27 protein-coding genes and 1 pseudogene are annotated in these 23597 nt (G+C 63.7%); 22 read left to right on the top strand and 6 right to left on the bottom strand.

Annotation, left to right across the window (positions count from 1 at the left end; genetic code table 11):
• Window positions 1–10: 10 nt before the first annotated feature.
• Window positions 11–1852 carry an ATP-dependent zinc metalloprotease FtsH gene (ftsH, locus tag ACTORR_RS02560; protein ID WP_313364185.1) on the bottom strand — a complete coding sequence of 614 codons (1842 nt, stop codon included), beginning with the start codon at window positions 1850–1852 and terminating at the stop codon, window positions 11–13.
• A gap of 26 nt (window positions 1853–1878) precedes the next feature.
• Window positions 1879–2526, bottom strand: a complete 648-nt coding sequence (locus ACTORR_RS02555; protein ID WP_313364186.1) for a BON domain-containing protein — start codon at window positions 2524–2526, stop codon at window positions 1879–1881.
• A gap of 191 nt (window positions 2527–2717) precedes the next feature.
• Between ACTORR_RS02555 and ACTORR_RS02550 the strand changes: the two genes are divergently transcribed.
• From ACTORR_RS02550 to ACTORR_RS02540, 3 genes are all read left to right on the top strand, one after another.
• Complete coding sequence (locus tag ACTORR_RS02550) at window positions 2718–2972, top strand: hypothetical protein (RefSeq protein ID WP_054887798.1); 255 nt, start codon at window positions 2718–2720, stop codon at window positions 2970–2972.
• A 6-nt stretch (window positions 2973–2978) separates the two neighbouring features.
• Complete coding sequence (locus ACTORR_RS02545; protein ID WP_313364187.1) at window positions 2979–5261, top strand: heavy metal translocating P-type ATPase; 2283 nt, start codon at window positions 2979–2981, stop codon at window positions 5259–5261.
• A gap of 163 nt (window positions 5262–5424) precedes the next feature.
• Complete coding sequence (locus ACTORR_RS02540) at window positions 5425–6315, top strand: universal stress protein (RefSeq protein ID WP_313364188.1); 891 nt, start codon at window positions 5425–5427, stop codon at window positions 6313–6315.
• A gap of 14 nt (window positions 6316–6329) precedes the next feature.
• On the opposite strand, the gene ACTORR_RS02535 is transcribed toward ACTORR_RS02540, so the two are convergent.
• A complete protein-coding gene (locus ACTORR_RS02535; protein ID WP_082433700.1) occupies window positions 6330–6719 on the bottom strand; it encodes a phosphoribosyltransferase family protein in 390 nt (129 codons plus the stop codon).
• A gap of 155 nt (window positions 6720–6874) precedes the next feature.
• Between ACTORR_RS02535 and ACTORR_RS02530 the strand changes: the two genes are divergently transcribed.
• On the top strand, window positions 6875–7366 hold the full coding sequence (locus tag ACTORR_RS02530; RefSeq protein ID WP_054887728.1) for a BCAM0308 family protein: 492 nt from the start codon (window positions 6875–6877) through the stop codon (window positions 7364–7366).
• Window positions 7367–7414: 48 nt separating this feature from the next.
• Here the strand turns inward: ACTORR_RS02530 and ACTORR_RS02525 are convergent, their stop codons facing one another.
• The gene (locus ACTORR_RS02525; RefSeq protein WP_313364189.1) at window positions 7415–8311 is read right to left on the bottom strand and encodes a universal stress protein; all 897 of its coding nucleotides are present in this window, start codon (window positions 8309–8311) and stop codon (window positions 7415–7417) included.
• 162 nt (window positions 8312–8473) lie between these two features.
• On the opposite strand from ACTORR_RS02525, the gene ACTORR_RS02520 reads away from it, so the two are divergent.
• From ACTORR_RS02520 to ACTORR_RS02455, 14 genes and pseudogenes are all read left to right on the top strand, one after another.
• Complete coding sequence (locus tag ACTORR_RS02520) at window positions 8474–9352, top strand: universal stress protein (protein ID WP_313364190.1); 879 nt, start codon at window positions 8474–8476, stop codon at window positions 9350–9352.
• 304 nt (window positions 9353–9656) lie between these two features.
• Entirely contained in the window at window positions 9657–10850 is a 1194-nt protein-coding gene (locus ACTORR_RS02515) for a cation:proton antiporter (protein WP_313364191.1), read from the top strand.
• 51 nt (window positions 10851–10901) lie between these two features.
• Window positions 10902–11065 (top strand): annotated as a pseudogene (locus ACTORR_RS02510) (putrescine-ornithine antiporter); the annotation flags it as partial.
• A gap of 169 nt (window positions 11066–11234) precedes the next feature.
• Window positions 11235–11672, top strand: a complete 438-nt coding sequence (locus ACTORR_RS02505; RefSeq protein ID WP_054887724.1) for a YeeE/YedE family protein — start codon at window positions 11235–11237, stop codon at window positions 11670–11672.
• A 1-nt stretch (window position 11673) separates the two neighbouring features.
• Complete coding sequence (locus ACTORR_RS02500) at window positions 11674–12102, top strand: DUF6691 family protein (protein WP_099813590.1); 429 nt, start codon at window positions 11674–11676, stop codon at window positions 12100–12102.
• 75 nt (window positions 12103–12177) lie between these two features.
• Window positions 12178–12855: a thermostable hemolysin gene (locus tag ACTORR_RS02495; RefSeq protein WP_054887722.1), complete on the top strand. Its 678-nt coding sequence runs from the start codon at window positions 12178–12180 to the stop codon at window positions 12853–12855.
• Window positions 12845–14308, top strand: coding sequence for an AMP-binding protein (locus tag ACTORR_RS02490; protein WP_313364192.1), 1464 nt, complete (start codon window positions 12845–12847; stop codon window positions 14306–14308). The genes ACTORR_RS02495 and ACTORR_RS02490 overlap by 11 nt, the downstream gene beginning before the upstream one ends.
• 8 nt (window positions 14309–14316) lie before the next feature.
• Entirely contained in the window at window positions 14317–14997 is a 681-nt protein-coding gene (locus tag ACTORR_RS02485; protein ID WP_313364193.1) for a TenA family transcriptional regulator, read from the top strand.
• Window positions 14984–15790, top strand: a complete 807-nt coding sequence (locus ACTORR_RS02480; protein WP_054887719.1) for an SDR family oxidoreductase — start codon at window positions 14984–14986, stop codon at window positions 15788–15790. The genes ACTORR_RS02485 and ACTORR_RS02480 overlap by 14 nt, the downstream gene beginning before the upstream one ends.
• A complete protein-coding gene (locus ACTORR_RS02475) occupies window positions 15787–16428 on the top strand; it encodes a hypothetical protein (protein ID WP_054887718.1) in 642 nt (213 codons plus the stop codon). Before ACTORR_RS02480 ends, ACTORR_RS02475 begins: the two co-directional genes overlap by 4 nt.
• 2 nt (window positions 16429–16430) lie before the next feature.
• Window positions 16431–17093, top strand: coding sequence for a response regulator (locus tag ACTORR_RS02470; protein WP_054887717.1), 663 nt, complete (start codon window positions 16431–16433; stop codon window positions 17091–17093).
• Window positions 17090–18454 (top strand): sensor histidine kinase, encoded by a 1365-nt coding sequence (locus tag ACTORR_RS02465; RefSeq protein ID WP_054887716.1) that lies wholly within the window; start codon window positions 17090–17092, stop codon window positions 18452–18454. Before ACTORR_RS02470 ends, ACTORR_RS02465 begins: the two co-directional genes overlap by 4 nt.
• A gap of 286 nt (window positions 18455–18740) precedes the next feature.
• Window positions 18741–19334: a GNAT family N-acetyltransferase gene (locus ACTORR_RS02460; protein WP_313364194.1), complete on the top strand. Its 594-nt coding sequence runs from the start codon at window positions 18741–18743 to the stop codon at window positions 19332–19334.
• Window positions 19331–19690 carry a cupin domain-containing protein gene (locus ACTORR_RS02455; protein ID WP_054887714.1) on the top strand — a complete coding sequence of 120 codons (360 nt, stop codon included), beginning with the start codon at window positions 19331–19333 and terminating at the stop codon, window positions 19688–19690. Before ACTORR_RS02460 ends, ACTORR_RS02455 begins: the two co-directional genes overlap by 4 nt.
• A 6-nt stretch (window positions 19691–19696) precedes the next feature.
• Here the strand turns inward: ACTORR_RS02455 and ACTORR_RS02450 are convergent, their stop codons facing one another.
• On the bottom strand, window positions 19697–19990 hold the full coding sequence (locus ACTORR_RS02450) for a hypothetical protein (protein ID WP_156352050.1): 294 nt from the start codon (window positions 19988–19990) through the stop codon (window positions 19697–19699).
• Between the two features lie 96 nt (window positions 19991–20086).
• On the opposite strand from ACTORR_RS02450, the gene ACTORR_RS02445 reads away from it, so the two are divergent.
• From ACTORR_RS02445 to ACTORR_RS02430, 4 genes are read left to right on the top strand one after another with little or no spacing between them, the layout of a single operon-like run.
• A complete protein-coding gene (locus ACTORR_RS02445; RefSeq protein ID WP_313364195.1) occupies window positions 20087–20614 on the top strand; it encodes a chalcone isomerase family protein in 528 nt (175 codons plus the stop codon).
• A gap of 11 nt (window positions 20615–20625) precedes the next feature.
• Window positions 20626–21162 carry a DUF3833 domain-containing protein gene (locus tag ACTORR_RS02440; protein ID WP_054887712.1) on the top strand — a complete coding sequence of 179 codons (537 nt, stop codon included), beginning with the start codon at window positions 20626–20628 and terminating at the stop codon, window positions 21160–21162.
• On the top strand, window positions 21159–21464 hold the full coding sequence (locus ACTORR_RS02435; protein ID WP_054887711.1) for a DUF6482 family protein: 306 nt from the start codon (window positions 21159–21161) through the stop codon (window positions 21462–21464). The genes ACTORR_RS02440 and ACTORR_RS02435 overlap by 4 nt, the downstream gene beginning before the upstream one ends.
• An 8-nt stretch (window positions 21465–21472) precedes the next feature.
• Window positions 21473–22999 (top strand): cryptochrome/photolyase family protein, encoded by a 1527-nt coding sequence (locus tag ACTORR_RS02430; protein WP_313365914.1) that lies wholly within the window; start codon window positions 21473–21475, stop codon window positions 22997–22999.
• 36 nt (window positions 23000–23035) lie between these two features.
• Here the strand turns inward: ACTORR_RS02430 and ACTORR_RS02425 are convergent, their stop codons facing one another.
• A complete protein-coding gene (locus ACTORR_RS02425; RefSeq protein ID WP_099813599.1) occupies window positions 23036–23482 on the bottom strand; it encodes a PAS domain S-box protein in 447 nt (148 codons plus the stop codon).
• Window positions 23483–23597: the final 115 nt, after the last annotated feature.

The following is a 23597-nucleotide window of genomic DNA, read 5'->3' as shown; positions in this document are numbered from 1 at the left end:
GATTGACGGTTCACTTCGTGGCATTGACCAGCACATAGGTGGCGGGCTCATCGGCCTGTGGTCGCAACGCCGGGAATTCTTCGGGGGTGATGGACTCCTTGGCCAGCAACAGGCGCGCGCCTGCATCCAGGTCGCTGCGGCGCTGCTCCAGCAAAGAGCGGGCACGGCCATAGGCTTCTTCCAGCAAACCGCGGATGGCCAGGTCGATCTCGCGCGCAGTCTGCTCGGAGTAGTCCTTGTGCCCCTGGTGCAGTATCGAGTCGCCCAGAAAACCGGCCTGTTGCCGCTCCAGTACCGCCTGGCCCAACACCGGATTCATGCCGAAGCGGGTGACCAGCTGGCGGGCAATGTCGGTGGCGCGCCCCAGGTCGTCGGCGGCGCCCGTGGAGACCTGGCCGAACGCAAGGTGCTCGGCGGCGCGCCCGGCCATCAGCACGACCAGGCGGTCGCGCAGCATCTGCGCGCTGATCAGGAAGCGGTCATCGGTCGGCCGCTGCAGGGTGTAACCCAGTGAACCCGCAGCGCGGGGAATGATCGACACCTTGTGTACCGGGTCCATGGCCGGCAGGCTGCTGGCGGCCAGGGCATGGCCCATTTCGTGGTAGGCCACCACCTGGCGTTCGTCACTGCGCAAGACGCTGCCTTTGCGCTCGACACCCGCCACCAGGCGCTCGACCGCAGCGGTAAAGTCCTCCAGCTCGACCCACTGGCTGGAGCGCCGGGTAGCGACGATGGCAGCCTCGTTGACCAGGTTGGCCAGGTCGGCGCCCGTCAGGCCCGGGGTGATTTCGGCAATCCGCTCGCAGTCCAGGTCGTTCTTGTAGATGATCTTGTGCAGGTGGACTTTCAGGATCGCCAGGCGGCCCTTGCGGTCGGGCCGGTCGATGAGGATCTGCCGGTCGAAGCGCCCGGCACGCAGCAGCGCCGGGTCCAGCACTTCCGGGCGATTGGTCGCTGCCAACAGCACCACGCCTTCCCGTGGGTCGAAGCCGTCGAGCTCGGCGAGCAACTGATTGAGGGTCTGTTCTTTCTCGTCATTGCCGCCAAAGCTGCCGACGCCGCGCATCTTGCCCAGGGCATCGAGCTCGTCGATGAAAATGATGCATGGTGCGGCCTGGCGGGCCTGCTCGAAGAGATCACGCACCCGCGCGGCGCCCACGCCCACGAACATTTCCACGAACTCCGAGCCGGAAATCGAGAAGAACGGCACTGCCGCTTCCCCGGCGATAGCCTTGGCGACCAGGGTCTTGCCGGTGCCCGGTGGGCCTACCAGCAAGGTGCCCTTGGGCACATGGGCGCCCAGGCGCGCATACCACGCCTTGTTTTTAAGGAAGGACACGATCTCGGTCAGCTCGCCCTTGACGTCGTCGATACCGGCCACGTCGGCGAAGGTCACCTGGGTGTCATGTTCGACATAGACCCGCGCGCGCGACTTGCCCACCCCCATCAACCCGCCCAGCCCCTGCTTCTGCCCCAGGCCATGGAACAGGAAGTACCACAGCACCAGCATCATCAACAGTGGCATCATCGCGCCCACCACGGTCGCTAGCGTGCTGTCCTCGACCACGCCAGAGAAAGCCACCCCAGAGCGCCCCAGCTGCTCGCTCAGTGCCGGGTCGACGCGCACGGTGGAGAACACCGAGTGGCCATCGATCGGCTCCTGCAGCCTGCCGAGAATACGCTCGTGCTCGACATGCAGGTCGCTGACCTTTTGCTGATCGAGCAATTGCAGGAACTGGCTGTAGGGAATGGCTTGCACGGCCGGCTGGCTGAACAGGCCGAACTGCACGGCAGCGAGCACCGCCAGGCCGACTGCCAGGAAGTAGAGCTTCCAGGGCTGATCCTTGTTCATGGCCATTTCTCCTCGGCGCGGCGGCGCTAGGCGATCAACAGGTAATCTTCGACCTTGCTCACGCCCGGCACCGACCAGGCCGCACGCTCGACCACTTCCCGCTCGCGCAGCAAGTGCACCTTGCCTTCCAGCTTGACCACGCCACCGTTGACCGTGACGCGGATGCCCTCGGCCTGGATTTCGGCGCTGCGCTTGAGTGCGTCCTCGATGTGGCGCTTGATATCGACCGCGTCGGCGCGGGCCTTGAGGGTGATGCGGTTGTGCACGCCAACCACGCCCGACAGGCGCCAGACCGCCTGTTCGATCACTTCCTTCTGGTATTGCCAATCGAGCTGGCCCTCCAGGGTTACCGTCCCTTTTTGCACGGTGACCTTGATGCCCTCCACGTTGGCGTCCGAGCTCCAGGCGATGATGTTCAGGGCGCGGCTGGCAATCGTGTCGTCAGCGGTCCCTTCGAGCTTGTTCAGGCGTACCTCTATCTCCTCGGCCAGCCCGCGCACGCCTTTCATGGCCTTGACCGTGCGCTCGGCACTGACTTTCTGGGCATAGCTGTTGACGTGCCCGGAGAGGGTGACCACACCGTTCTGCACCGTCACTCCGATGCTGGCGGCATTGATATCAGGTTTGAATTCCAGCTCTTCGAGCACAAGGTCTCGCAGGTCAAGGTCGTTCATGATCGGCTCCGGTAGCGGACAGGGGGAGGGGCTCAAGTGCCCTGAGTCCTTGTTTTTACCCTTGTGCCCCGCAGCGCGATTGATAAAGGTCAAACCCGGTGAACAGGCCGCTCGCGGTTGACAAATGTCAGGCTCGGGCGCACGCCGCCCCGGATACTCAGCGTGTCCTGGGCATGCACGAGGGTACCGACATGCGACGTTATGTGCTTTGCGGGTTGGCCGGCCTGCTGCTGGTTAGCGCGTCCGGTTGCACGGCGTGGCGCGCCGAGGAATACGATGCGCGCCTGGAGTCGGCGGAGGACAATGCCGCCACTGCACGGTTGCGCGCCGATCAAGTGTGCTACCGCATCGATCTGGTCGAGCAGACCGCCAACGAGGCACTGCGACGGGCGATCCAGGCTCAGGACGAGGTGCAGCAACTGCGCCAGCAAGCCAGACGCAAGTAGCCCGCCATGCTGCGTCGATGGCTCGACCCCACACTTTTGATGGTCTGCCTGCTGGGCTTGCTGACCGGCGGCGTGGCCTACGCGGCGCAGCGGCCTGCCTGGGCCGCGCTGGCCTGGGCCACTGGCGGCCTGGTCATGGCCGGGGTCCTGGCGGTGGAAATGTTCAGGCGCCTGGCCCGGGGCGAGGCGGGTATCGACCTGATTGCCTTGTTGTCGATCGGCGCCGCGCTGACCCTGGAGAACATGCTGGTGGCTGCGGTGGTGGCGCTGATGCTGGCCACTGGTCGCGCACTTGAAGCGTTCAGCGTGCGTCATGCCGAGCGCGAACTGCGCGCGCTGATCGACCGGGCGCCGCAACGCGCCTGGATCCAGGAACAGGACGGGCTGCGCGAGGTTGCGGTGGACCAGGTCAGGCCAGGTCAGGCCGTGCTGGTGCGCCTGGGTGAAATCGTGCCAGTGGACGGCCGCCTGCAGAGTCCACAGGCCACGCTGGACGAGGCGGCACTGACCGGCGAGTCGTTACCCGTCACGCGCCACTGCGGCGAGTCGGTGGCCAGTGGGGTGTGCAACGCTGGCGCGCCGTTGCAGCTGGTGGCCACGCGGACCGCGGCGCAAAGCACCTATGCCGGCATCGTGCACCTGGCCGAGACGGCACGCCAGTCCCGGGCGCCCTTCGTGCGCCTGGCGGACCGCTACGCGCTGGCCTTCATCCCGCTGACGTTGCTGATCGCCGCGCTTGCCTGGTGGGCCAGTGGCGACCCGCAGCGCGTGCTGGCGGTGCTGGTGGTCGCCACGCCTTGCCCGCTGATACTGGCGGTACCGATTGCCGTGCTGTCGGGCATCTCGCGAGCGGCGCGGCGTAGCATACTGGTGCGCGATGGCGCGGTGCTGGAGGCGCTTGCCGGGGTCCGCCAGGTCTTTCTCGACAAGACCGGAACCTTGACCAGTGGTCATGCGCGCTTGCAATCGATCGAACTCAACGGGGATGGCGCGCCGCTGCAGGTGTTGCAGTGGGCCGCGTCACTGGCCCAGGCATCCACCCATCCGATCGCCCGGGCTATTGTCGACGCGGCCCTCGTGCGGGGCCTTGGCCTGGCGCCGCCACAACAGGTACAGGAGGCTCCAGGCCAGGGTTTGGCCGGCCAGGTGCAAGGCAAGGCCGTGCGCTTGGGGCTGCTGGCTTACGTGCAGCAGGGCAGGGAGGCGGGCCCCTGGGCACAGGCGTGCTTGCAGCAGCTCGACTATCTGGCCAGCAGTGGCAGTTTCGTGGCCGTGGACGGTGAACTGAAAGCGATGCTGCGGCTGGCCGACGAGGTGCGACGGGAAACACCCCAGACCCTGCGTCGGCTTCGAGCCCGCGGGATCGACCAGATCGTCATGCTGACTGGTGACCGCCTCCAGACGGCGCAAATGATCGCATTGACGGCGGGTATCGATGCGCTTCGCTCTGGCCTTTCACCGCAGGACAAGGTCCGCCTGGTTCAGGAAGGTCGCCAAAAAGGCCCCACGCTGATGGTCGGGGATGGCATCAATGATGCGCCGGCACTGGCTGCCGCCGATGTCGGGGTGGCCATGGGAGCGTCCGGGGTGACGGCCTCGGCGCAGTCAGCCGGCGTGGTCTTGCTGGTCGACAGGCTGGATCGTCTGATCGAAGCGCTCGACATCGCCCGACATGCCGTGCGCATTGCCCGCCAAGGCGTGTGGGTGGGCATGAGCCTCTCGCTGCTGGCCATGCTGTGCGCTGCGGCCGGCTACCTGCCTGCGGTGATGGGGGCGATACTGCAGGAAGGCATCGACCTGTTGATCATCCTCAATGCCCTGCGCGCCCTCGGCCCGGTTGCCGGTGATGGCCGCAACGGGCTGCCGGCCGCCAGCCTGCAGCGCATGCAGGACGAGCATCGGCAACTGGACGCTCTGTTGACCGAACTGAGCCAGATGGCGCGGGATTTTGCCAGCCGCCCTGTACACCAGGCGCGGGCCGACCTCGGGCGCCTGGTCGCCGCCCTGCATGGCTTGCTGGAGCGCCATGAACGGGACGACGAGCAGCGGCTATACCCGTTGTTGAGCCGCTACATGGGGGGCGAGGATCCGCTCTCGCCGCTCAGCCATACCCACCGGGAAATGTTCAGGCTGATCCATTTGCTGACGCGCATGAGCGAAGATTTCACCCAGGCCGCCGCCCACCCCAGCGCTGACGAAATCCAGCACCAGCTCATACGCCTGGATACCTTGGCGAAACTGCATTTCGACCAGGAAGAAGCCTTGTATCGCTACCTTGACCGACAGTGACCACCGTAACAGGGATCGCACGCTTGATTCAGATCAAGCGCCAAGGGCGGCGTTGGCCGGATGCTGGCAACAGCGGTCAATCGCGTCCAGCGAAAAGCGCCGACCTTCTAGATGCAACCCGAGCGACCTGAATGATCAGGCCGGCCCACTGTCGGAGGCAATCATGAGTCACTATCAACGCCTGTTACTGATCATGCGCCCAATGCTGCACCAGGCGGTTGCCCTGGAGCAGGCCGTGGCACTGGCCAGATCTGCATCGGCCAGCCTGCACATCGTCGCCTTGCTCGAATCACTGGACAAACTCTGGCTACTGGAGTCGGGCAAGCACCAGGCGGAGCGGGAGGCTTACCGGCTTGCTCAGCAGCAACAGCTGGAAGCCCAGGCGAATGCGCTGCGCGCCTCTGGCGTGCAGGTGACCACCGAGGTCGCCTGGAGCAATGACCTGCAGGATGACATCCTGCAGCACGTCTTGGACATGCAACCGGACCTGCTGCTCAAGCAGGTCGAGCGTGAGCCAGCGCTCAAGCGCGCGTTCTTCACGCCGCTTGACTGGCAACTGCTGCGCCACTGCCCGGTCCCGGTCTACTTGCTCGGTGCCAGCCGGCCAGCGTTGCCGCGCCAGGTCGTGGCGACGGTGGACGTGGCCGACACCTCACCAGAAGGGCAAGCCCGTAACGACAGCATCGTCCAGCAGGCCAGCGCCTTGGCCTTGCAGACCGGGGCGCAACTGGACCTGTTGCACGCCTGCGACCTGTCGATGGCCTACATGGGCGACATGGGCTATGCCGCCTGGGCCATCGGTGACATTGCCGAGCCCATGCGTCAGGCGCTGGAGGACGATTTCAAGAAACTCGCCGATCGCTTCGGGGCGCCAGCGCAACGCCGTCACTTCGTCCTGGGCGGTCCGGTCGCGGTGCTCAGCGAATACGTCGAATCACAGCCGGTTGACGTACTGGTCATGGGGCGGCCCATTGCCCGGGGACTGGACCGTCTGTTCGGCAGCACCACCGAGCATGTGTTGTACCAGGTGCCTTGCAATATCCTCGTGGTATAGGGTTGTGCGGCTGACTACGCCAGGGGCGTAAGGTGCTCGGCGACCAAGGCGCTGGTGTCGACGATGTCCAGCCGGGCCTGGCAAGGGGCTGGCAGGCGGGAGGGCTTGATGCTGTCGGCGACCAGGATGCGTTCGCGCATCCCGCTTTCGAACAGTGCCCCCGGGTGGGTGAACAGGCCGTGGGTGGCGGCAGCCAGAATGCGAGAAGCGCCGGCTTGATGGCAGGCTTGAGCGGCCCGCAGGAGTGTCTGGCCGGTGCTGATCATGTCGTCGAACAGCACGACCGTGCTGCCCGCCACATTGCCCACCAGGCACTCACCGCTGAGCTGCGTGTGTTGCCGGTGCTTTTCCACCATGGCCATGGCCACCGGGCGCGCCAACAGCCGGACCACTGCGGTGTTCATGGGCGGTGCTCCCTGTGTCGTTACCGGCGACCCCAGCGGTGTAGCACCGCTGGGTTTGACAATTATCAAGTACAGCCTGGGCCATCGGCGGACACTGTGCGGGTCAGCGCATGCCAAGGGCTGCGATCCTCACAATTGGTACAGCGAGCACGCCGATGGACAAGTATCAGAAAAGCCACAAGGACAAATTGTTCAAGTCACGTCCCTTCGATCCTTATGCCACACCCCTGCGTCCGGGCGGTAGCGCGCGTTGCCCGCAATGTGGCGCGGTCTATCACGACGGTGAATGGCACCTGCACGGAGCCAATGGCCTCGCGCCAGTGGAGTCCACCGTATGCCCGGCCTGTCGACGCATGGAAGACCGTGCCGCAGCGGGCCAGGTGCGCGTGTCGGGCCGTTTCCTCACGGTCCATGAACAGGAGATTCGCCAGCTCATGCAGCGTGTCGAACAGCAAGAGCGCCAGACCCACGTACTCGAGCGGCTGATCGCTATCGACAGCAAGGACGATGCACTGCTGGTGACCACCACCGGCACGCACCTGGCCAACCGTATCGGACACGAACTGCAAGCCGCTTATGACGGAGCCTGCAGCTATCGCTACAGCGACAGTGAGCGGTATCTGAGCGTCGATTGGCATCGCGATTGAGACGGGCCGCCGGTTTGCCTGCAGGGAGCAGTGCAACCCGGCGGCCAATCAGCCGTGGATCGCCAGGATACTCGAATGCACTTTGTACAGGGTTTGCTCGGTGGTACTGCCGATGACCTTGGCCAAGCCTTCGTGGTAAAGGGTGCCCATGACGACCACATCGAAGCCATGCTGGTTGGCGTATTCGCTGACGACACTCCGGGCAGCCCCGCGTATCAGGTGCAAATGGTCCGGCTTGATGCCGTAGTGGTCCGCGAAGCGGGTCAGGCGTTCCCGTGCCCTGCCTGTCACTTCTTCGATCACCTCATTGGTCCAGGCCACCGGTGCAGCGGCATAGGCCATGAAGCTGGGGCTCGGTTCATAGGCCTGGAGCACATGCAGTTGTGTCTTGCAGCGCTGCGCAAGTACCTGTGCAGCCTGCAGGACATGGTCGTTGCACCTGTGCACCGCAGCGTCGTGCTCGACCAGGTCCACCGCAGCCAGCACCCGTGCAGGCAGCGCCGCCTCAGCCTGAGCCACCAGGTGCAACGGTATCGGGCAGCGGCGCAGCAACTGCCAGTCCAGTGGCGTGAGCAGGGCACGGCTGACGACGGTCTCGTGGCGGATATCCTTGATCAGCATTTCCACGCGGTGCAGCTGCGCCAGACGGATCAGATCCTTGAGCGGGTCATCGTCGTCCAGCGTTTCGGGGTAGGCGGTAATGCCCTGTTCGCCAAGCGCTTGCGCCTGCTCGTGCAGCCAAGCCTTTCGGTGCTCGGCGTCTTGCTTGCGGGCACTGCTGCGCAGCATTTGGTCAAGGGTGATCAGGCGTGATGGTAGTTGGCTCAGCACCACCAGGTGCAACGTGGCGCCTGTGGCCTTGGCCAGGGCTTGGGCGCGCGCCATGGCAGGCGACGGGTGCAGGTCCGGGTGGCAGATCAGTAGCAGTCGCGTCAAAGCGTTCATGATGGCCTCCGCAGCGATGGCCGTCGCCGGGAAGGCATACGGGCTCAGGCGTAGGGTGCCGCGATGGCGCCTGGGGGCCTTGATTTTTATCAAGAACGGACCAGCCGCGGCTCCGATAATGGCATGCATACGCAGACCTGCAGCCGCGCCGGGAGGTGCCCGATGAACCCGTATCGCCGGATCCTGCTGATCATGACCGAGGCCCAGGCCAACGCCGCGCTGTTCCGGGCCATGGCCCTGGCGGCGGCGTCTGGTGCCGCCCTGCAGGTGCTGGGTATTCATGAACCCGGCGAACTGCGTCTGCGCCACGAGTTGCAGGCAACTCCATTGCCTAGCGTTTCATTCGTGCACTTCAGTACTGAGCTCAAGGCACTGCTCGACGAACAGCCGGAAAGGGGGGCACGCCCGGGTTTCGAGGCAGTGGAAACCGCCAATCCCCGCGACCTGGTGCCAGCCTGCATCGCCCGCTACGCGCCTGATCTGGTGATCAAAGGCTGCCCGGGCTGTTCCCTGATCGATCAGCTGGCCCGGACCTCGCTTGACCAGGTGCTGTTGCATGCGAGCGAGGTGCCGTTGATGTTCGTGCCGGCGAATGCCCCGGCCATGCCAGCTAACGTGCTGGTTGCGGTGGATGTCTCGCAACCCTCGCCGCTCAATGACGCGCTGGTCGTTGCCGGTCAACAGCTGGCGATGCAATGCCAGGGCCAGTTGCACTTGCTTTCGGCGTACGACCTGCCAATCGCCATGCTGGCCAACCCTGACCTCGCCGGCCCGTGGGCGAACGAAGTGCGTGAATCACTGCAGTTGCCGTTCGATGCGTTGGCCGATGCCCATGGCATCGCCGACAGCCATCGGTTCTTCAGCGAAGGTGCGCCGTTGCGTGTAATCAAGTCCCATATCGCTGCGCTGGGAACCGATGTAGTGGTGGTCGGCGCCGTTCAGGCCAGGCAGTGGGCCAAGCTGATCGGCGATACCACCGAGCGGCTTGTCAGCCATGCGCCGTGCAGCATCCTGACCATCAGGCCCGCACCTGGCAGTTGAATCAGGTGCCATCGGCGGTTCGGCCATGGCGCACCACCTCCAGGCAGAATTGAAACCTGGGACTGACGTTTGGCCTGGTTTCATTGATTGCCGGTACCTCCAGTTACCTGGGTATCCGCAAGGTGCTGCGCGTGAGACCCTTCGAGATCTTCCGTTCCTGAAACAGGGGCCACGGCCGTTTCCGACGCAAGATCATTATTAGCTGCAGAGTTGACCTAGGATAACTTCTGCCACTTTTCAGATCGTCGCGCTGCACGGGCAGTGATAGCGTTGCTACATACGCTTTTGATGCTGGGGCGTGGCCATGTATCAGAACCTGGCTGTTCTGGCCGCCTTGCTGGTGCTGTACGCCAGCCTGGCCGGCGCGCTTGAGTCCAAACCTGTCAATGGTCCGCTGTTGTTCCTGCTGGCGGGCCTGGTGGCAGGTCCCTCCGGGCTTGGGTTGTTGAACCTTTCGCTGGACCGCAACGATCTTCGCCTGCTGGCCGAGCTGACCCTGTCGATCGTCCTGTTCAATGATGCCGCCAAGGCCAACCTGGCCCAATTGCGTCAATCCCGTAGCCTGCCTCTGCGCCTGTTGACCCTGGGGCTGCCGCTGACCCTGCTTGCGGGCTGGTTTGCCGCCTGGCTGCTGTTCCCGCGCATGCCCTGGCTGGAGATGGCGCTGTTGGCGACGATCCTGGCCCCGACCGACGCCGCGCTGGGCAAGGCCGTGGTGAGCAACCCCGAGGTTGCGGCGAATGTGCGCGAGAGCCTCAATGTCGAAAGCGGTTTGAACGACGGCATTTGCGTGCCGGTACTACTCTTGCTGTTGGCGTTGCTGACCGAGGCTCACTCGACGATGCCTTTTGCCCTGGCAGGCTACTTCTTCCTGGAGGAGTTGGGGATCGGTGTTCTCACGGGGACGGCGCTTGCGCTGTTGGTGGGCGGGTTGCTGCGTCTGTCGCAACGTCATTGCCTGCAGATCGAGGCCTGGCAGCAACTGGTGATGCCCGCGCTGGCGTTGCTGAGCTTCGCCTACGCCCAGGCACTGGGGGGCAGCGGCTTCATCGCCGCATTCTGCGCAGGGCTGTTGACAGGTTACCTGTTCAAGCGGGAAACCCAGCCGCTGCTGGTCACCGGCGAGTCCTGCGGTGAAGCGCTGTCGCTGCTGACCTGGGTGGTGTTCGGCGCCTACGTGGCGCCCAAGGCTTCGCAGATCATGGCGCCGTCGGTCTGGTTCTATGCATTGTCGAGCCTGTCGTTGGTGCGAATGCTGCCTGTCTGGCTCAGCCTGGCGGGGAGTTCACTCAACGCCGAGAGCCGCCTGTTCATCGGCTGGTTCGGCCCCCGTGGCCTTGCATCCATCGTTTTCGCGATCTTGATACTGGATACGCCGTTGCAAGAGGGTGGCACGATCATCGCGTGCACCATCGCCTGCGTCCTGCTCAGCGTGGTGTTACACGGGGTGAGTGCAGTGCCGGGGGCGCGGCGGCTGGGGCGCAGCGCACGACAATGAGGGTATGGCAAGGGCCGGTTTCATCGAGACTTGTACGCGCAGGAGAGCAGCATGAGTGATCCAGCAAAGAAGATGGGCCTGGTCGGCTCACGACCCTGGTAACGGTGAACATGATGGGTTCGGGCATCATCATGCTGCCGGCGAGCATGGCACAGATCGGCGCGGTGTCGCTGCTGTCCTGGCTTGTCACGGCAGTGGGCTCGATGGCGCTGAGCTGCACCGGCAATCCAGCGTCATGGATTCCTGAACAGGTCTTCAAAGTCTAGCAGCAATCATTGGCTGTCCATGGGCACATGCGGCGGCGCGATGGGTTGGTTCCGGTGCTGCAGGCACAGCGCTAAGATGGAGCAGGTGCAATTGCGCAGGTAGATAGGGAGCATTGAGATGCTGGTTGATATGGCGGCCTTCACACCGTGGTCGGCACTGGCAGGTGGAGCAATGATCGGCCTCGCCGCCGGGCTGTTCGTGGTGGCGAACGGGCGCATTGCCGGTATCAGCGGCTTGCTCGGCTCGCTGTTGCAGCGCACGGCCGAGGGACGAGGCGAGAAACTGTCATTCCTGCTGGGTATCCTCGCCGCGCCCCTTTTGTGGCGCGCGTTCTCGGCTATGCCCCCGGTACATTTCAGCACGGCCCCCTGGTTGCTCATGGTCGCGGGGCTTCTGGTGGGCCTGGGTACCCGCTATGGCAGCGGCTGCACCAGTGGCCATGGGGTGTGCGGCCTATCTCGCCTGTCCCCGCGCTCGGCGGTAGCGACGTTGTGCTTCATGGCGGCCGGCTTTGCCACCGTCTTCGTGGTTCGCCACCTTTTCCAAGGAGCATGACATGAGCCGCATCAGCGCATTCATCGCGGGGTTGCTGTTCGGCATGGGGTTGCTGCTGTCGGGCATGGCGAACCCTGCCAAGGTACTGGGGTTTCTCGACCTCGCCGGGCAGTGGGACCCGTCGCTGGCACTGGTCATGGTGGGCGCCATCGGAGCTGCTTTGCTGCCCATGGCGTGGGCGCGTCGGCATGCTGTGGCCTTACTCGGCGGCGCGATGCAGTTGCCTGCCCGGCGTGACATTGACCGACGGCTGGTGGGTGGCAGCCTGATCTTCGGCATCGGCTGGGGGCTGGCCGGGGTGTGCCCAGGGCCAGCCCTGGTGCTGCTGGCCGGCGGGTTCTGGCAAGGCGGGCTGTTCGTGGCTGCGATGCTGGCTGGGATGGCGTTGTTCAATGGCTTGGAGGCACGGGGTAAAAAAACTCAGGTGTAGAAGGCCTGCCGCTTCAGATTCCCTTCAGATTCGCCACGGATACTCCCCCTGACCAACCCATTCGGGGGGAGATTCATGACTCAAGCCCTTTGGAGCAGCCTGCTCCCATTACCCATCGGCACACATGCTGAGCACCATGCCCATTTGTCCTTGCACCTGCAAGGCGAGCAGGGGCGTGGTGAGCTGGAGCATTTCATTCATCAGTGTTTCGCAAACGTTCACCAGGCCGATGTCCACCATTACCTGCCAGAGCTACTGGCCCTGCGCGACAGCCACGGGCGGCTGATGGCTGCGGCCGGGATGCGCCCGGCCAGCAGTGGGCCGCTGTTTCTCGAAGGCTACCTGGATGAGCCCCTGGAAAACGCGATCTCCAGGGTGGCGGGCGTGACGCTGGGGCGCGAGTGCATGGTCGAGGTTGGCAACCTGGCCTCGCTCAGCGCCGGCAGCGCCCGGATCATGATCACCACCGTGACCTGGCTGCTCGCCACCCGTGGGCTGCAGTGGGTAGCATTCACTGGCGCATCGACCCTGATCAACAGTTTCCAGCGCCTGGGGCTGGTGCCAACGGTGGTGGCGCAGGCCGACCCCGCGCGCCTGGACGAGGCGGCGCAGCAATGGGGGCACTATTACGACCAGCATCCGCAGGTGTTCGTCGGCAATATCCGCCATGGCTTCGAGCGCCTGGAGTCGGCCGGTGTGTTCCGGCGCCTGGGGCTGCCCGTGCTCAACGAGGAGACCGGCCATGCCGCATGAACTGGAACGCTTCAGGCAATTGCTGCTTGACCTCGGCCGTGAGCGCGGCGATGCCCTGGCGGTGGAGGGAGATACCGAGCGGTTCACCTACAAGCAGGTGCTCGCCGAGGTCTGGCTGCGCGCCAAGGCCTTGAGCGCCCACCCCCCAGGCGTTTTGGCGCTGGCGCTGGATAACGGCCCTGAGTTGCTGTTCTGGGACCTGGCGGCACTGGTCTCGGAGCGAGCCTGCGTGATCGTGCCAACGTTTTTCAGTAAGGCGCAGGTGCACCACTGCATCGAACAGTGCGGCGCAAGCCTGGTGCTTTGCCAGCCGGTCTGGGAGGGCGTGTTCAGCCAGCTGGGCTTCGTCCAGCAGGAGTCATTCTGGACACGCGATCTGGCAGCGCCGGTGGTGCTGCCAGCGGGCACCGCCAAGGTCACCTATACCTCCGGCAGCACGGGCACGCCCAAAGGCGTTTGCCTTGGCGCCGATGCCATGCTGCGTGTCGCGCATGAACTGGAGCTGGCCAGCCGGCCCACCGAGCCCCAGCGCTACCTGGCGGTGTTGCCACTGGGTGTACTGCTGGAAAACCTGGGCGTCTATGCCGCACTCATGGCCGGGGCCAGGGTGCTGCTCTACCCCCAGGCGCAACTGGGCATGGGCGGCGCCAGCCAGGTCGACTTCAAGCGCTTGCTCGGGGCCATCGCCTTGAGCGGCGCGCAGAGCCTGATCCTGGTGCCGCAGCTGTTGATGGGCCTGGTCACGGCGATCGAGCGCGGCCTGATGAAGGTGGGCCCTCTGCGCTTCGTCGCGGTCGGCGGGGCGCGGGTATCGCCTGGCCTGCTGGCGCGGGCCGAGGCCATTGGCTTGCCGGTCTTCGAAGGCTATGGCTTGTCGGAGTGTGCCTCGGTGGTGGCGCTCAACCGTCCGGGGGCGATGCGCCGGGGCAGCGTCGGCCGGCCATTGCCCCACGTTCAGGTGCGAATCGCCGAGGATGGCGAAGTACTGGTCAGCGGTTCGGTGCTGCTTGGCTACCTGGGGGAAGCACCCGCTTCGTCGGCCTGGTGGGCCACGGGTGACCTGGGTTACTTCGATGACGATGGGTATCTGTATCTCGATGGGCGCAAGAAACACCAGTTCATCACCAGCTTCGGGCGCAACGTCAACCCTGAATGGGTGGAAGCCGAGCTGACCCAGAGCGGTGTGATCGCCCAGGCCTTCGTGCATGGCGAAGGGCTGCCGCGCAACCTGGCGCTGCTCTGGCCGCTTGACCCCGGTGCCAGCGACGAGGTCATCGACAAGGCCGTGCAGCGCAGCAATGCAACCTTGCCCGACTACGCCAGGGTGTATGCCTGGCGGCGTCTGCCAGGGCCGTTCACGGCCGCCGAAAACACCCTGACCGCCAATGGCCGCCCGCGACGCGAGGCGATCCTGCAGCGTTATCACACCCTGTTGTCCGACATCCAGTTGTGAGGTCCCTCATGTCATTTTTCGACACCCTTCAGTTGCAAACCAGCCACGAGCGCCAGGCCCTGTTCGCGGTGCCGGTGATTCGTGAAGCCCTGGCCGGCCACGTCAGTCGCGACAGCTATATCGCGTTCCTGACCCAGGCCTACTACCACGTGCGCCACACCGTGCCGCTGATGATGGCCTGCGGCGCGCGCTTACCCTCGCGCCTGGAGTGGTTGCGCGGCGCCGTCTGCGAATACATCGAGGAGGAATACGGCCACGAGCAGTGGATCCTCAACGATATCAAGGCCTGCGGTGGTGACTGGGAGGCGGTACGCGACGGCCGGCCGGCAATGCCGATAGAGCTGATGGTCGCCTACCTGTACGACCTGATTGCGCGGGGCAACCCGGTGGGGCTGTTCGGCATGGTCAACGTCCTCGAGGGCACCAGCATCGCCCTGGCCACCCATGCCGCAGGTGCCATTCAGAGCAGCCTGGGGTTGCCGGACAATGCGTTCAGCTACCTCAGCTCCCACGGCGCGCTGGACCAGGACCACATGGTCACCTACAAGCAGCTGATGGACCGCCTGGACGAGGTCGATGACCACCAGGCGGTGATCCACGCCGCCAAGGTGGTGTACCGGTTGTACACCGAGATGTTCGAAGGCTTGCCGCGTGCGAGCCAGGCCGAGGTGCAGCATGCGCTTGCCTGAGTCGGTGGTGGTATTGACCGGTGCCAGCGGCGGCATTGGCCTGGAGCTGGCCGAGCAGCTGTGCGCGGCCGGGGCCAGGGTGCTCGCGGTGAGCCGGCACCTGGGCAAGTTGGCGGGCCTGATGAATCGCTACCCCGATCGCCTGCGCTGGCAGACCGCCGACCTGCGTACCGCGCAAGGGCGCGAGCAGGTCGTCAGCCGGGCCCGCGAGATGGGCGGGGTCAATGTGCTGATCAACGCCGCGGGGGTGAACCGCTTCGCCTTGCTCGACCAGCTGGACGAACACGCGCTGGACGAGTTGCTGGACATCAACCTCAAGGCGCCACTGCAGCTGACCCGAGCCTGCCTGCCGCTGCTGCGCGAGCAACCCAAGGCGCTGGTGGTCAATGTCGGGTCCACCTATGGCTCGATCGGCTACCCCGGCTACGCGAGCTACTGCGCCAGCAAATTTGCCTTGCGAGGGTTCTCCGAAGCGCTGCGGCGGGAGTTGGCCGACACCCCGGTGAACGTGTTGTATGCAGCGCCTCGGGCGACCCGCACAGCCATGAACAGCAGTGCCGCGACAGCGCTCAACCAGGCGCTGAAAGTCGGCATGGACGACCCCGCCGATGTCGCCCGTGCCGTGCTCGAGGCGGTGCAGTCCGAGCGCAGCGAACTGTACCTGGGTTGGCCAGAGAAGCTGTTCGTGCGCCTCAACGGTATGCTGCCGGGGATGGTCGACCGTGCGCTGCGCAAGCAATTGCCTGTCATTCGCCGCTATGTCGGTAGCCATACCAAGGAGTCGAGCAAATGAAGCGTCTGCTCATCGCCAGCTTGCTGGCATTCGCCCCCTTCAGCTGGGCACTGGACACTGCAGGCACGCAACACCTGAGTGATTTGCAGCAACGCTGGGCACAGATCCAGTACCAGTTACCTAAAGAAAAACGCGCCGATGCATTCGAAAAGCTGGCCGCTGATGCCACGGCGTTCGTGCATCAATACCCCGGCACGCCTGAGCCTCTGATCTGGGAAGGCATCATCAACAGCAGTTGGGCGGGCGCCGTCGGTGGCCTGGGCGCGCTAGGCAAGGTCAAGGCGGCCAAGGCCAGCCTGGAACAGGCCATGAAGCTCGACCCCAACGCCCTGCAGGGCTCGGCCTATACCAGTCTGGGCACGCTCTACGACCAGGTTCCGGGCTGGCCGATCGGTTTTGGCGACAGTGAAATGGCCGACAAGCTGCTGCGCAAGGCCCTGCAGATCAACCCCAATGGGATCGACAGCAACTACTTCTGGGGCGATCATCTGTATCGGCAAAAGCGCTACCCTGAAGCCACTGCCGCCTTGCAGAAGGCTTTACAGGCGCCGCCCCGGCCAGGGCGCGAGCTGGCCGACCAGGGCCGGCGTGGCGATATCGATGCTTTACTCAAGGCCATCAAGGACAAACAGGACTGAACATGCGGCTGCTGCTGCTTGAGGACGATACCGCGCTGGGTGAGGGCATTTGCGACGGCTTGCGCCAGGCGGGCTACACGCTCGACTGGCTGCGTGATGGCGTGAGTGGCTTGCATGCGTTGCAGCACGAAGGGTTCGACCTGGTGATCCTGGATCTCGGCTTGCCCCGCCTCGATGGTATCGAACTGCTGCGTCGCGTGAGGGCAGGGGGTAACAGCCTGCCGGTGCTGATCCTCACCGCACGGGACAGCCTCGATGATCGTATCACCGGGCTGGATGCAGGCGCCGATGATTACCTGGTGAAGCCTTTCGACCTCAACGAGCTGAAGGCCCGGTTGCGTGCCTTGCTGCGGCGAAGCGCCGGGCGTGCGACGGTGCTGATCGAACATGCCGGTGTGAGCCTCGACCCTGCCACCCGGCAAGTGCACTACAACGGTGTGGAAGTCATCCTGACCCCCAAGGAGTATCGACTGCTGCATGAGTTGCTGGCCCAACCCGGCAAGGTCTTCACCCGCGAACGCCTGACCCAGCTGCTGTACGGTTGGGATGAGGAGCCCGAGAGCAATACGCTGGAGGTGAACATCTACCACCTGCGCAAGAAACTCTTTAATGGCCTGATCCGCACGGTCCGCGGTATTGGCTATCTGGTCGAGGGCAAGGCATGAGTTCGCTGCGTCAACGCACACTCTGGCGGGTCATGTTCCTGCTGTTGGCCGGCACTGGCCTGCTGGTGCTCTACAACTACCACGACAGCCGCCATGAAATTAACGAAGTGTATGACGCGCATCTCGCCCAGAATGCGCGCCTGCTTCAGGGGGTCATGAGCATGCCTGTGCAGGGCAGCTCGCGTGACGACATGTACCGCGCTTTCAACGAAGCGTTGGGGCAAGCCGGTCGCAGAGGGGGCGGCCACCCTTACGAAAGCAAGCTGGCATTTCAGGTCTGGGGGGAGGGTGGTGTGCTGCTGGTGCATACGCCGAGCGCCCCCCGGCTTGATCCGATGCCGAGCGCCCCGGGTTTCTACGACTTTGTCAGTGGCGACAAGCAATGGCGCGGTTTCGTCTTGCAGGTACCGGAAAAGAACTGGTTGATCTGGGTCGGCGAGCGTGACGATGTGCGTTACGACCTGATCGACCGGATCGTCCGCCACACCGTGTTCCCGTTCCTGCTTGGTAGCCTGGCCCTGGCGCTGTTGGTCTGGGCCGCCATTGGCTGGGGGCTGCGGCCGTTGCAGAACATGGCCAATGTCATCCGTGGGCGGCACGCCAATTCGCTGGAACCGCTGCAACTGGTACCTCTGCCATCGGAGCTTGAACCCATGCAGGCGGCCATCAACCGCCTGCTGGCGCAGATCGAGGACTTGCTGCGGCGTGAGCATCGCTTCATTGCCGATGCCGCCCATGAGATGCGTACGCCGCTGGCAGTGCTGCGCCTGCACGCGCAGAACGCGCTCGAGGCCAGTCAAGAGGCGGAGCGCCACAAGGCCTTGGGTTTTGTCATCGGCGGGGTCGACCGCTTGACCCGGGTGGTCAATCAACTGCTGACCCTGGCCCGTGTCGAGCCTCGCCTGGGGCAACGCGCTACCGCTCAGGTCGACCTTGCCGAGGTGGTGACCGATACCATGGCCGAGCTGACCCCCTGGATACTGAACCGTGGCCTGGAGCCTTCGCTGGATATCGGCGAAGGGGATCATCATCTGGCCATCGATGCCGGTGCGCTGACGATCGCCCTGCAGAACCTGGTTTCCAACGCGGTGGAACATTCGCCACCCGGTGGGCGCATCACGGTGCTGCTCAGGCGTCTGGACAGTCGTTTCGAACTGATCGTCGAGGATGAGGGGCCGGGTATCGACGAGGCGGAGTTGTCGCGCGTTTTCGAGCGCTTCTACAGCCGTAACAGCCCCAATGGGGCTGGCCTTGGATTGTCCATCGTGACCACCATCATCGACCGGCTTGGCGGCCACGTGCGTCTCGAAAACCGTGTCAGTGGCGGATTGGCTGCCACCATGTCACTGCCGCTGGCCTGAGGCAGCCGCAGCGCTCACCTCAGACTCCCTGCACTGACTTGATCGGCATTCGATCAGGCGCCCGTCGACGGGTTTCGGTATCAATACCTCGCGCTGCCAGACGGTTACCCCTGAGGCCAAAGCCACTCAAGCAGTCGCTGCCCTTAGAACTGAGCCCCGGCGTCGCATGCTGTGCTGACAGTGTTCGCCCTGAGCATGATGAGAACCGTTGCACCTGGCTACCCTGCCTGCCTGTCAAAGGCGTAATCCTTGAAACCAGCCACCCGATTCCATGGAAGCACTGCACATGCCTATCGACTTCAGGCCTGCCCAAGCCACGGACGCGCACGATATTGCGCGCTTCTTTCAACTGACATCGGAGGGCATGGCCGATTACATATGGAGCAAGCTTGCCGCACCTGGAGAAGCATTGCTTAGCGTCGGTGCGTCCCGCTATGCCAGGGAGCAGGGCGACTTCTCCTATAAGAACTGCCTGATGGCCACGTCCGAAGGGCGCGTAATCGGCATGATGCACAGCTATGCCTTGCACGAGACGCCTGACCGGCCTGTCGAGACAGACCCGGTCCTGGCGCCTTATTCCGAAATGGAAATACCCGACACCTTGTACATCTCCAGCCTGGCCCTGGATGAGGGATGGCGCAGCCAGGGCCTGGGCGCCCAATTTCTTCGCCATGCCCAGCAGCGCGCCGAGGGCGCTGGCCTGGATGGGCTGTGCCTGATCGATTATGCAGAAAACCACGGTGCACGCCGCTTCTACGAGCGTCACGGTTTTCAGATTGTGAAAACCTGCCAGATCGTTGCGCACCCGATGCTGAGGGTCACCGGTGACGCCTATTTGATGTATCGCCCCAACCACCACGTGCTCGAGAAAAGATCATGAACCAGAAACTCACCGTGTTCCGCGAACTGGATATCCAACCGGTGCGCGACCTTCCTTTTTTTGCCGAGGTCGTGGAGGGCAGCCCCCATACGCTGACGTCCAGTTACTATCACGATGAACAGCAAGGTCGCATTTCCGGCGAATGGGAGGCCACTACCGGAGCGTGGCGCATCGACTACAAAGTCTGGGAGTTTTGCCATGTCCTCAGTGGCCGCTGCGTCATCGAGCTTGAGGGTTGCGCCCCCGTCACACTGGCCGCTGGCGATACGTTCATCATCGAACCGGGCGCCAAGGGTAGATGGACCGTACTGGAAGACATGAAAAAGAACTTCGTGATCCTGGTGCCCACGAACTAGGACCATTCACCCCGGTTGACAGCTGGCTGCATCACGCCAGCCAGTATGGCCGGCGCCTGAAACCTGTATCAGGCCTGCCCGCGCACGGCTGTTCAGCATCGTCGAAGTCTTCCTGTCGACGAGAAACACAACGTGAACCTCGCAACGATCATCACTCGTAGTGCCCACTACTGGCCGCACCACATTGCCGCGGCCGACAGTCACAACCGTGTGACCTACACCCAGCTGGAACGGTGCGGCAGCAGGGTGATCCATGCCTGCAAAAAAATACCCTGTCCGCTTCGCTGCCACGTTCAGCATGAATAGGTCCTTCGATGTTAAAATCTATACAAGCCAGCTAAAATATCTGTACATTGTGCTAGTGTTGTACAGTATTTAGGCGTGCTCGAGGTCAGTATGGCGCACCCTGGTCGTTGGACCGCGCTTTGCCTGCTAGTGGTTGCCCTGTCAGCGGCAGCGGACTGGCGGGCGGAACTGCCAGCTGCGCAACGGCTGGGTGCCGGTGAGTTCACCTGGTTTGGCCTGCGTCTATACACAGCTCAATTGTGGACAGTAGGTCCTGTTCATGACTGGAACCAGCCTTTCGCCCTTGAGCTGCTGTATCACCGCTCGCTGTCCAGGGACACGTTGGTGCAGGCCAGTCTCGAAGAAATGCGCCGCCTCGATACGGGCGGAATGACGCCGCAGCAACGTACCGCGTGGACCGATGCAATTGAGCAGGCATTCGTCGACGTGCATGCCGGTACGCGCATTACTGGCCTGTACCTGCCGGGGCAAGGCTGTCGCTTCTACGTAGATGGCAAGCTCAGCCGCGAAATTGCCGACCCGGTCTTTGCTCGCCAGTTCTTCGCCATCTGGCTCGACCCCCGCGCCAGGGATACCCAACTGCGTCAGCGCCTGCTTGGGCTGGCTGGCAACGACTAAGGACCATGAACATGTACAAGGCGCTGTTGCTGGCTTTCTGTGTGCTTCTGGGCAGCTGTGGCAATGTCGGTGTCGAGCAGTATGCCCAGCAGCAACCCAAACTGGACCTGGCTGCGTTCTTCTCGCGACCGGTGCAGGCCTGGGGGATGTTCCAGAAGCGTTCCGGGGAGGTGGTCAAGCGCTTCCACGTGCGCATTCACAGTCACCGCGAAGGTGAGCGTCTGATTCTCGACGAGCAGTTTCTCTATAGCGATGGCACACGCCAGCAACGTACCTGGACGCTGGTGCCCGACGGCCCCGGCCGCTGGCGCGGAACGGCGGGGGACGTGATCGGTGAAGCGCGAGGCGAAGTGGCGGGCAACGCGCTGCGATGGCGTTACCAGCTGGACCTTCCAGTTGACGGAAACCACTGGCAAGTGGACCTGGACGACTGGATGTACCTCATGGATGACGACACCCTGATCAACCGCTCGAGCATGAGCAAACTGGGCGTGGAGATAGGGCAGATCACCCTGTTCTTCCGCCGTCTGCCGGAGGGCACACCATGAACTTGATCGCGCTCACTGAACTGGTTTCGACCGGCGAGGCAAAGGAACTTGAACTGCTGTCGCTGGAAGGAGGCTTCTACCTGCTGCGCGCCTTGACTGACGTAGGCCCCGTGACCTTGAGCGATGCCCTAGGGCAGCCCGTTCGGGTGCGCTCCACTACTGAACTGAGGCATTTGCTCGGCGGCCTGCCCCCCGTGCCGTGCATGCTGGTACAGCAGGTGGTGCATGATGAGATGTGCGGGCAACGTGACGGCCCGGTTGCGCCGCTGCGGCTGCCGATATCGCTCGCCAGCCAGTGGTAGCCTGAACGATGCGCCTGGGCCTGGTGCTGGGTGACCAGCTGTCGTTCGACCTGGCAAGCCTGGCCACGCTTGACCCTGCCCGCGATGCGATTCTGATGGCGGAAGTTGAGGGTGAGGCCCGGTACGTGCCGCACCACCCGATGAAGATCGTGCTTATCTTCAGTGCCATGCGGCACTTTGCCCAGGCCCTGCGGGAGCGGGGTTGGCAGGTGCATTATGTCGAGCTCGATGCTGACGGCAACAGCGGTAGCATCGTTGGCGAGTTGCGGCGCTGGCAACACGCCTTGGGCGCCACCCACATTCACCTGACCGAATGCGGGGAGTGGCGCCTGGAGCAGGCTTTGCGCGATGCCGGCTTGCCCCTTGTGTGGCATCGGGATACGCGTTTTCTATGCTCCCGCGAAGCCTTCGCGCGCTGGGCCGACGCGCGTCGCCAACTGCGTATGGAGCACTTTTACCGTGGCATGCGCAAGCGAACCGGCCTGCTGATGGAGGCCGATGGCACCCCGGCAGGTGGGGCCTGGAATTTTGATGGCGACAACCGCAAGCCGTTACCGCGCCAGCTACGCGGGCCGTTCGCTGCGCATTTCGCGCAGGACGAGATCACGGCAGCGGTGGTCGCCCTGGTACGTCAGCGCTTCAGCGACCACTATGGAGCCATCGACGGCTTCGACTACCCGGTGACCCATGCCGAGGCACGTCAGCTCTGGCAACATTTTCTGGACTTCGGGATGGCGGCCTTCGGTGACTACCAGGACGCTATGGCCGAAGGCGAGCCCTTCCTGTTCCATGCGCGCATCAGTGCGGCGCTCAACATCGGGCTGCTCGATCTGCGTTGCCTGTGCCAAGAGGTCGACAAAGCCTGGCGCGAGGGGCGGGTGCCGCTCAATGCAGCCGAAGGTTTCATCCGCCAGTTGATCGGCTGGCGCGAATATGTGCGGGGCATCTACTGGCTGCGCATGCCGGAATATGCCGGGCTCAATCATCTGGGCAACGAGCGTGCGCTGCCGGCATTCTACTGGACCGGGCGCACCCGCATGCGCTGCATGGAGCAAGCTATCGGGCAGACCCTGCGACTGGGGTACGCTCACCATATCCAGCGGCTGATGGTGACCGGCAACTTCGCATTGCTGGCCGGCATTGTGCCTGGCGCGATCTGTGAATGGTACCTGGCGGTTTACATGGATGCCTTCGACTGGGTGGAGTTGCCCAACACGCTCGGCATGGTAATGCATGCCGATGGCGGCTACTTGGGGTCCAAGCCCTACTGCGCCAGTGGTCGTTACATCAAGCGCATGTCCGATCACTGCAAGGCGTGCAGCTACAGGGTCGACCAGGTGATCGAGGAAGATGCCTGCCCGTTCAATGCCCTTTACTGGCATTTTCTCATCCGTCATCGGCCTCAGCTCTCGGCCAATCCGAGGCTGGCGCTGGTCTATCGTAGCCTCGATCAAATGTCGGCCGACCGTCGCGATGCGGTTTGGCAGCGTGGCCAGGTACTGTTGGCCCGGCTCGATGCCGCGCAACCAATATGAAAAAGCGGGTTGCCCTGACCGGGTATGGATGTTCAGTCAGCGCTCGGCCTGCCCCAGTTGCCGGCGCAACTCAGCCACTTCAGCCTCCAGCTCGCGTACCTTTTCCTCAGCGAAAATCTGTGCTGTGACGTCGCGCTGAATGCCGATGTAGTACGTCAGCTGGTCCGCCTCGTTGCGCACGGGAGTGATCGATAATTCGTTCCAGAACAGGCTTCCGTCCTTGCGGTAGTTGCGCAGCACCTGGCGGCAGGGCCTGCCTTCGCGGATCGCCTTGCGGATGACTGCAAGGCTCTCCTGGTCATGATCCTCGCCCTGAAGAAAGCGGCAGTCCTGATAGAGGATGTCGTCCGCGTAGTAACCGGTGAGGTGCTGGAAAGCGGGGTTGACGTAAATAAGGATGCTGTCATCGCCTTCCTGCTCGGCGACGACGATGCCATCGTTTGACTGCTCAACCATCAGTTGCAGGAGTTTCGCGTTTATCATGGAGGCCACCCTACAGGCGTTTCGTATGCGATATGCGCAGCGTATCTTCTATGCAGAAGGTTTCGGCGATGTATGTTGCATCATGAACCAAGACGGCTCAGCGCAGAAGGCGCAT

The sequence above is a fragment of the Pseudomonas sp. SAR267 genome (assembly GCF_052077595.1).
In the GTDB taxonomy this organism is placed as follows: domain Bacteria; phylum Pseudomonadota; class Gammaproteobacteria; order Pseudomonadales; family Pseudomonadaceae; genus Aquipseudomonas; species Aquipseudomonas vlassakiae.
Note: the sequence above shows the minus strand (reverse complement) of the source record. Positions and strands in the feature narration are given on the sequence as shown.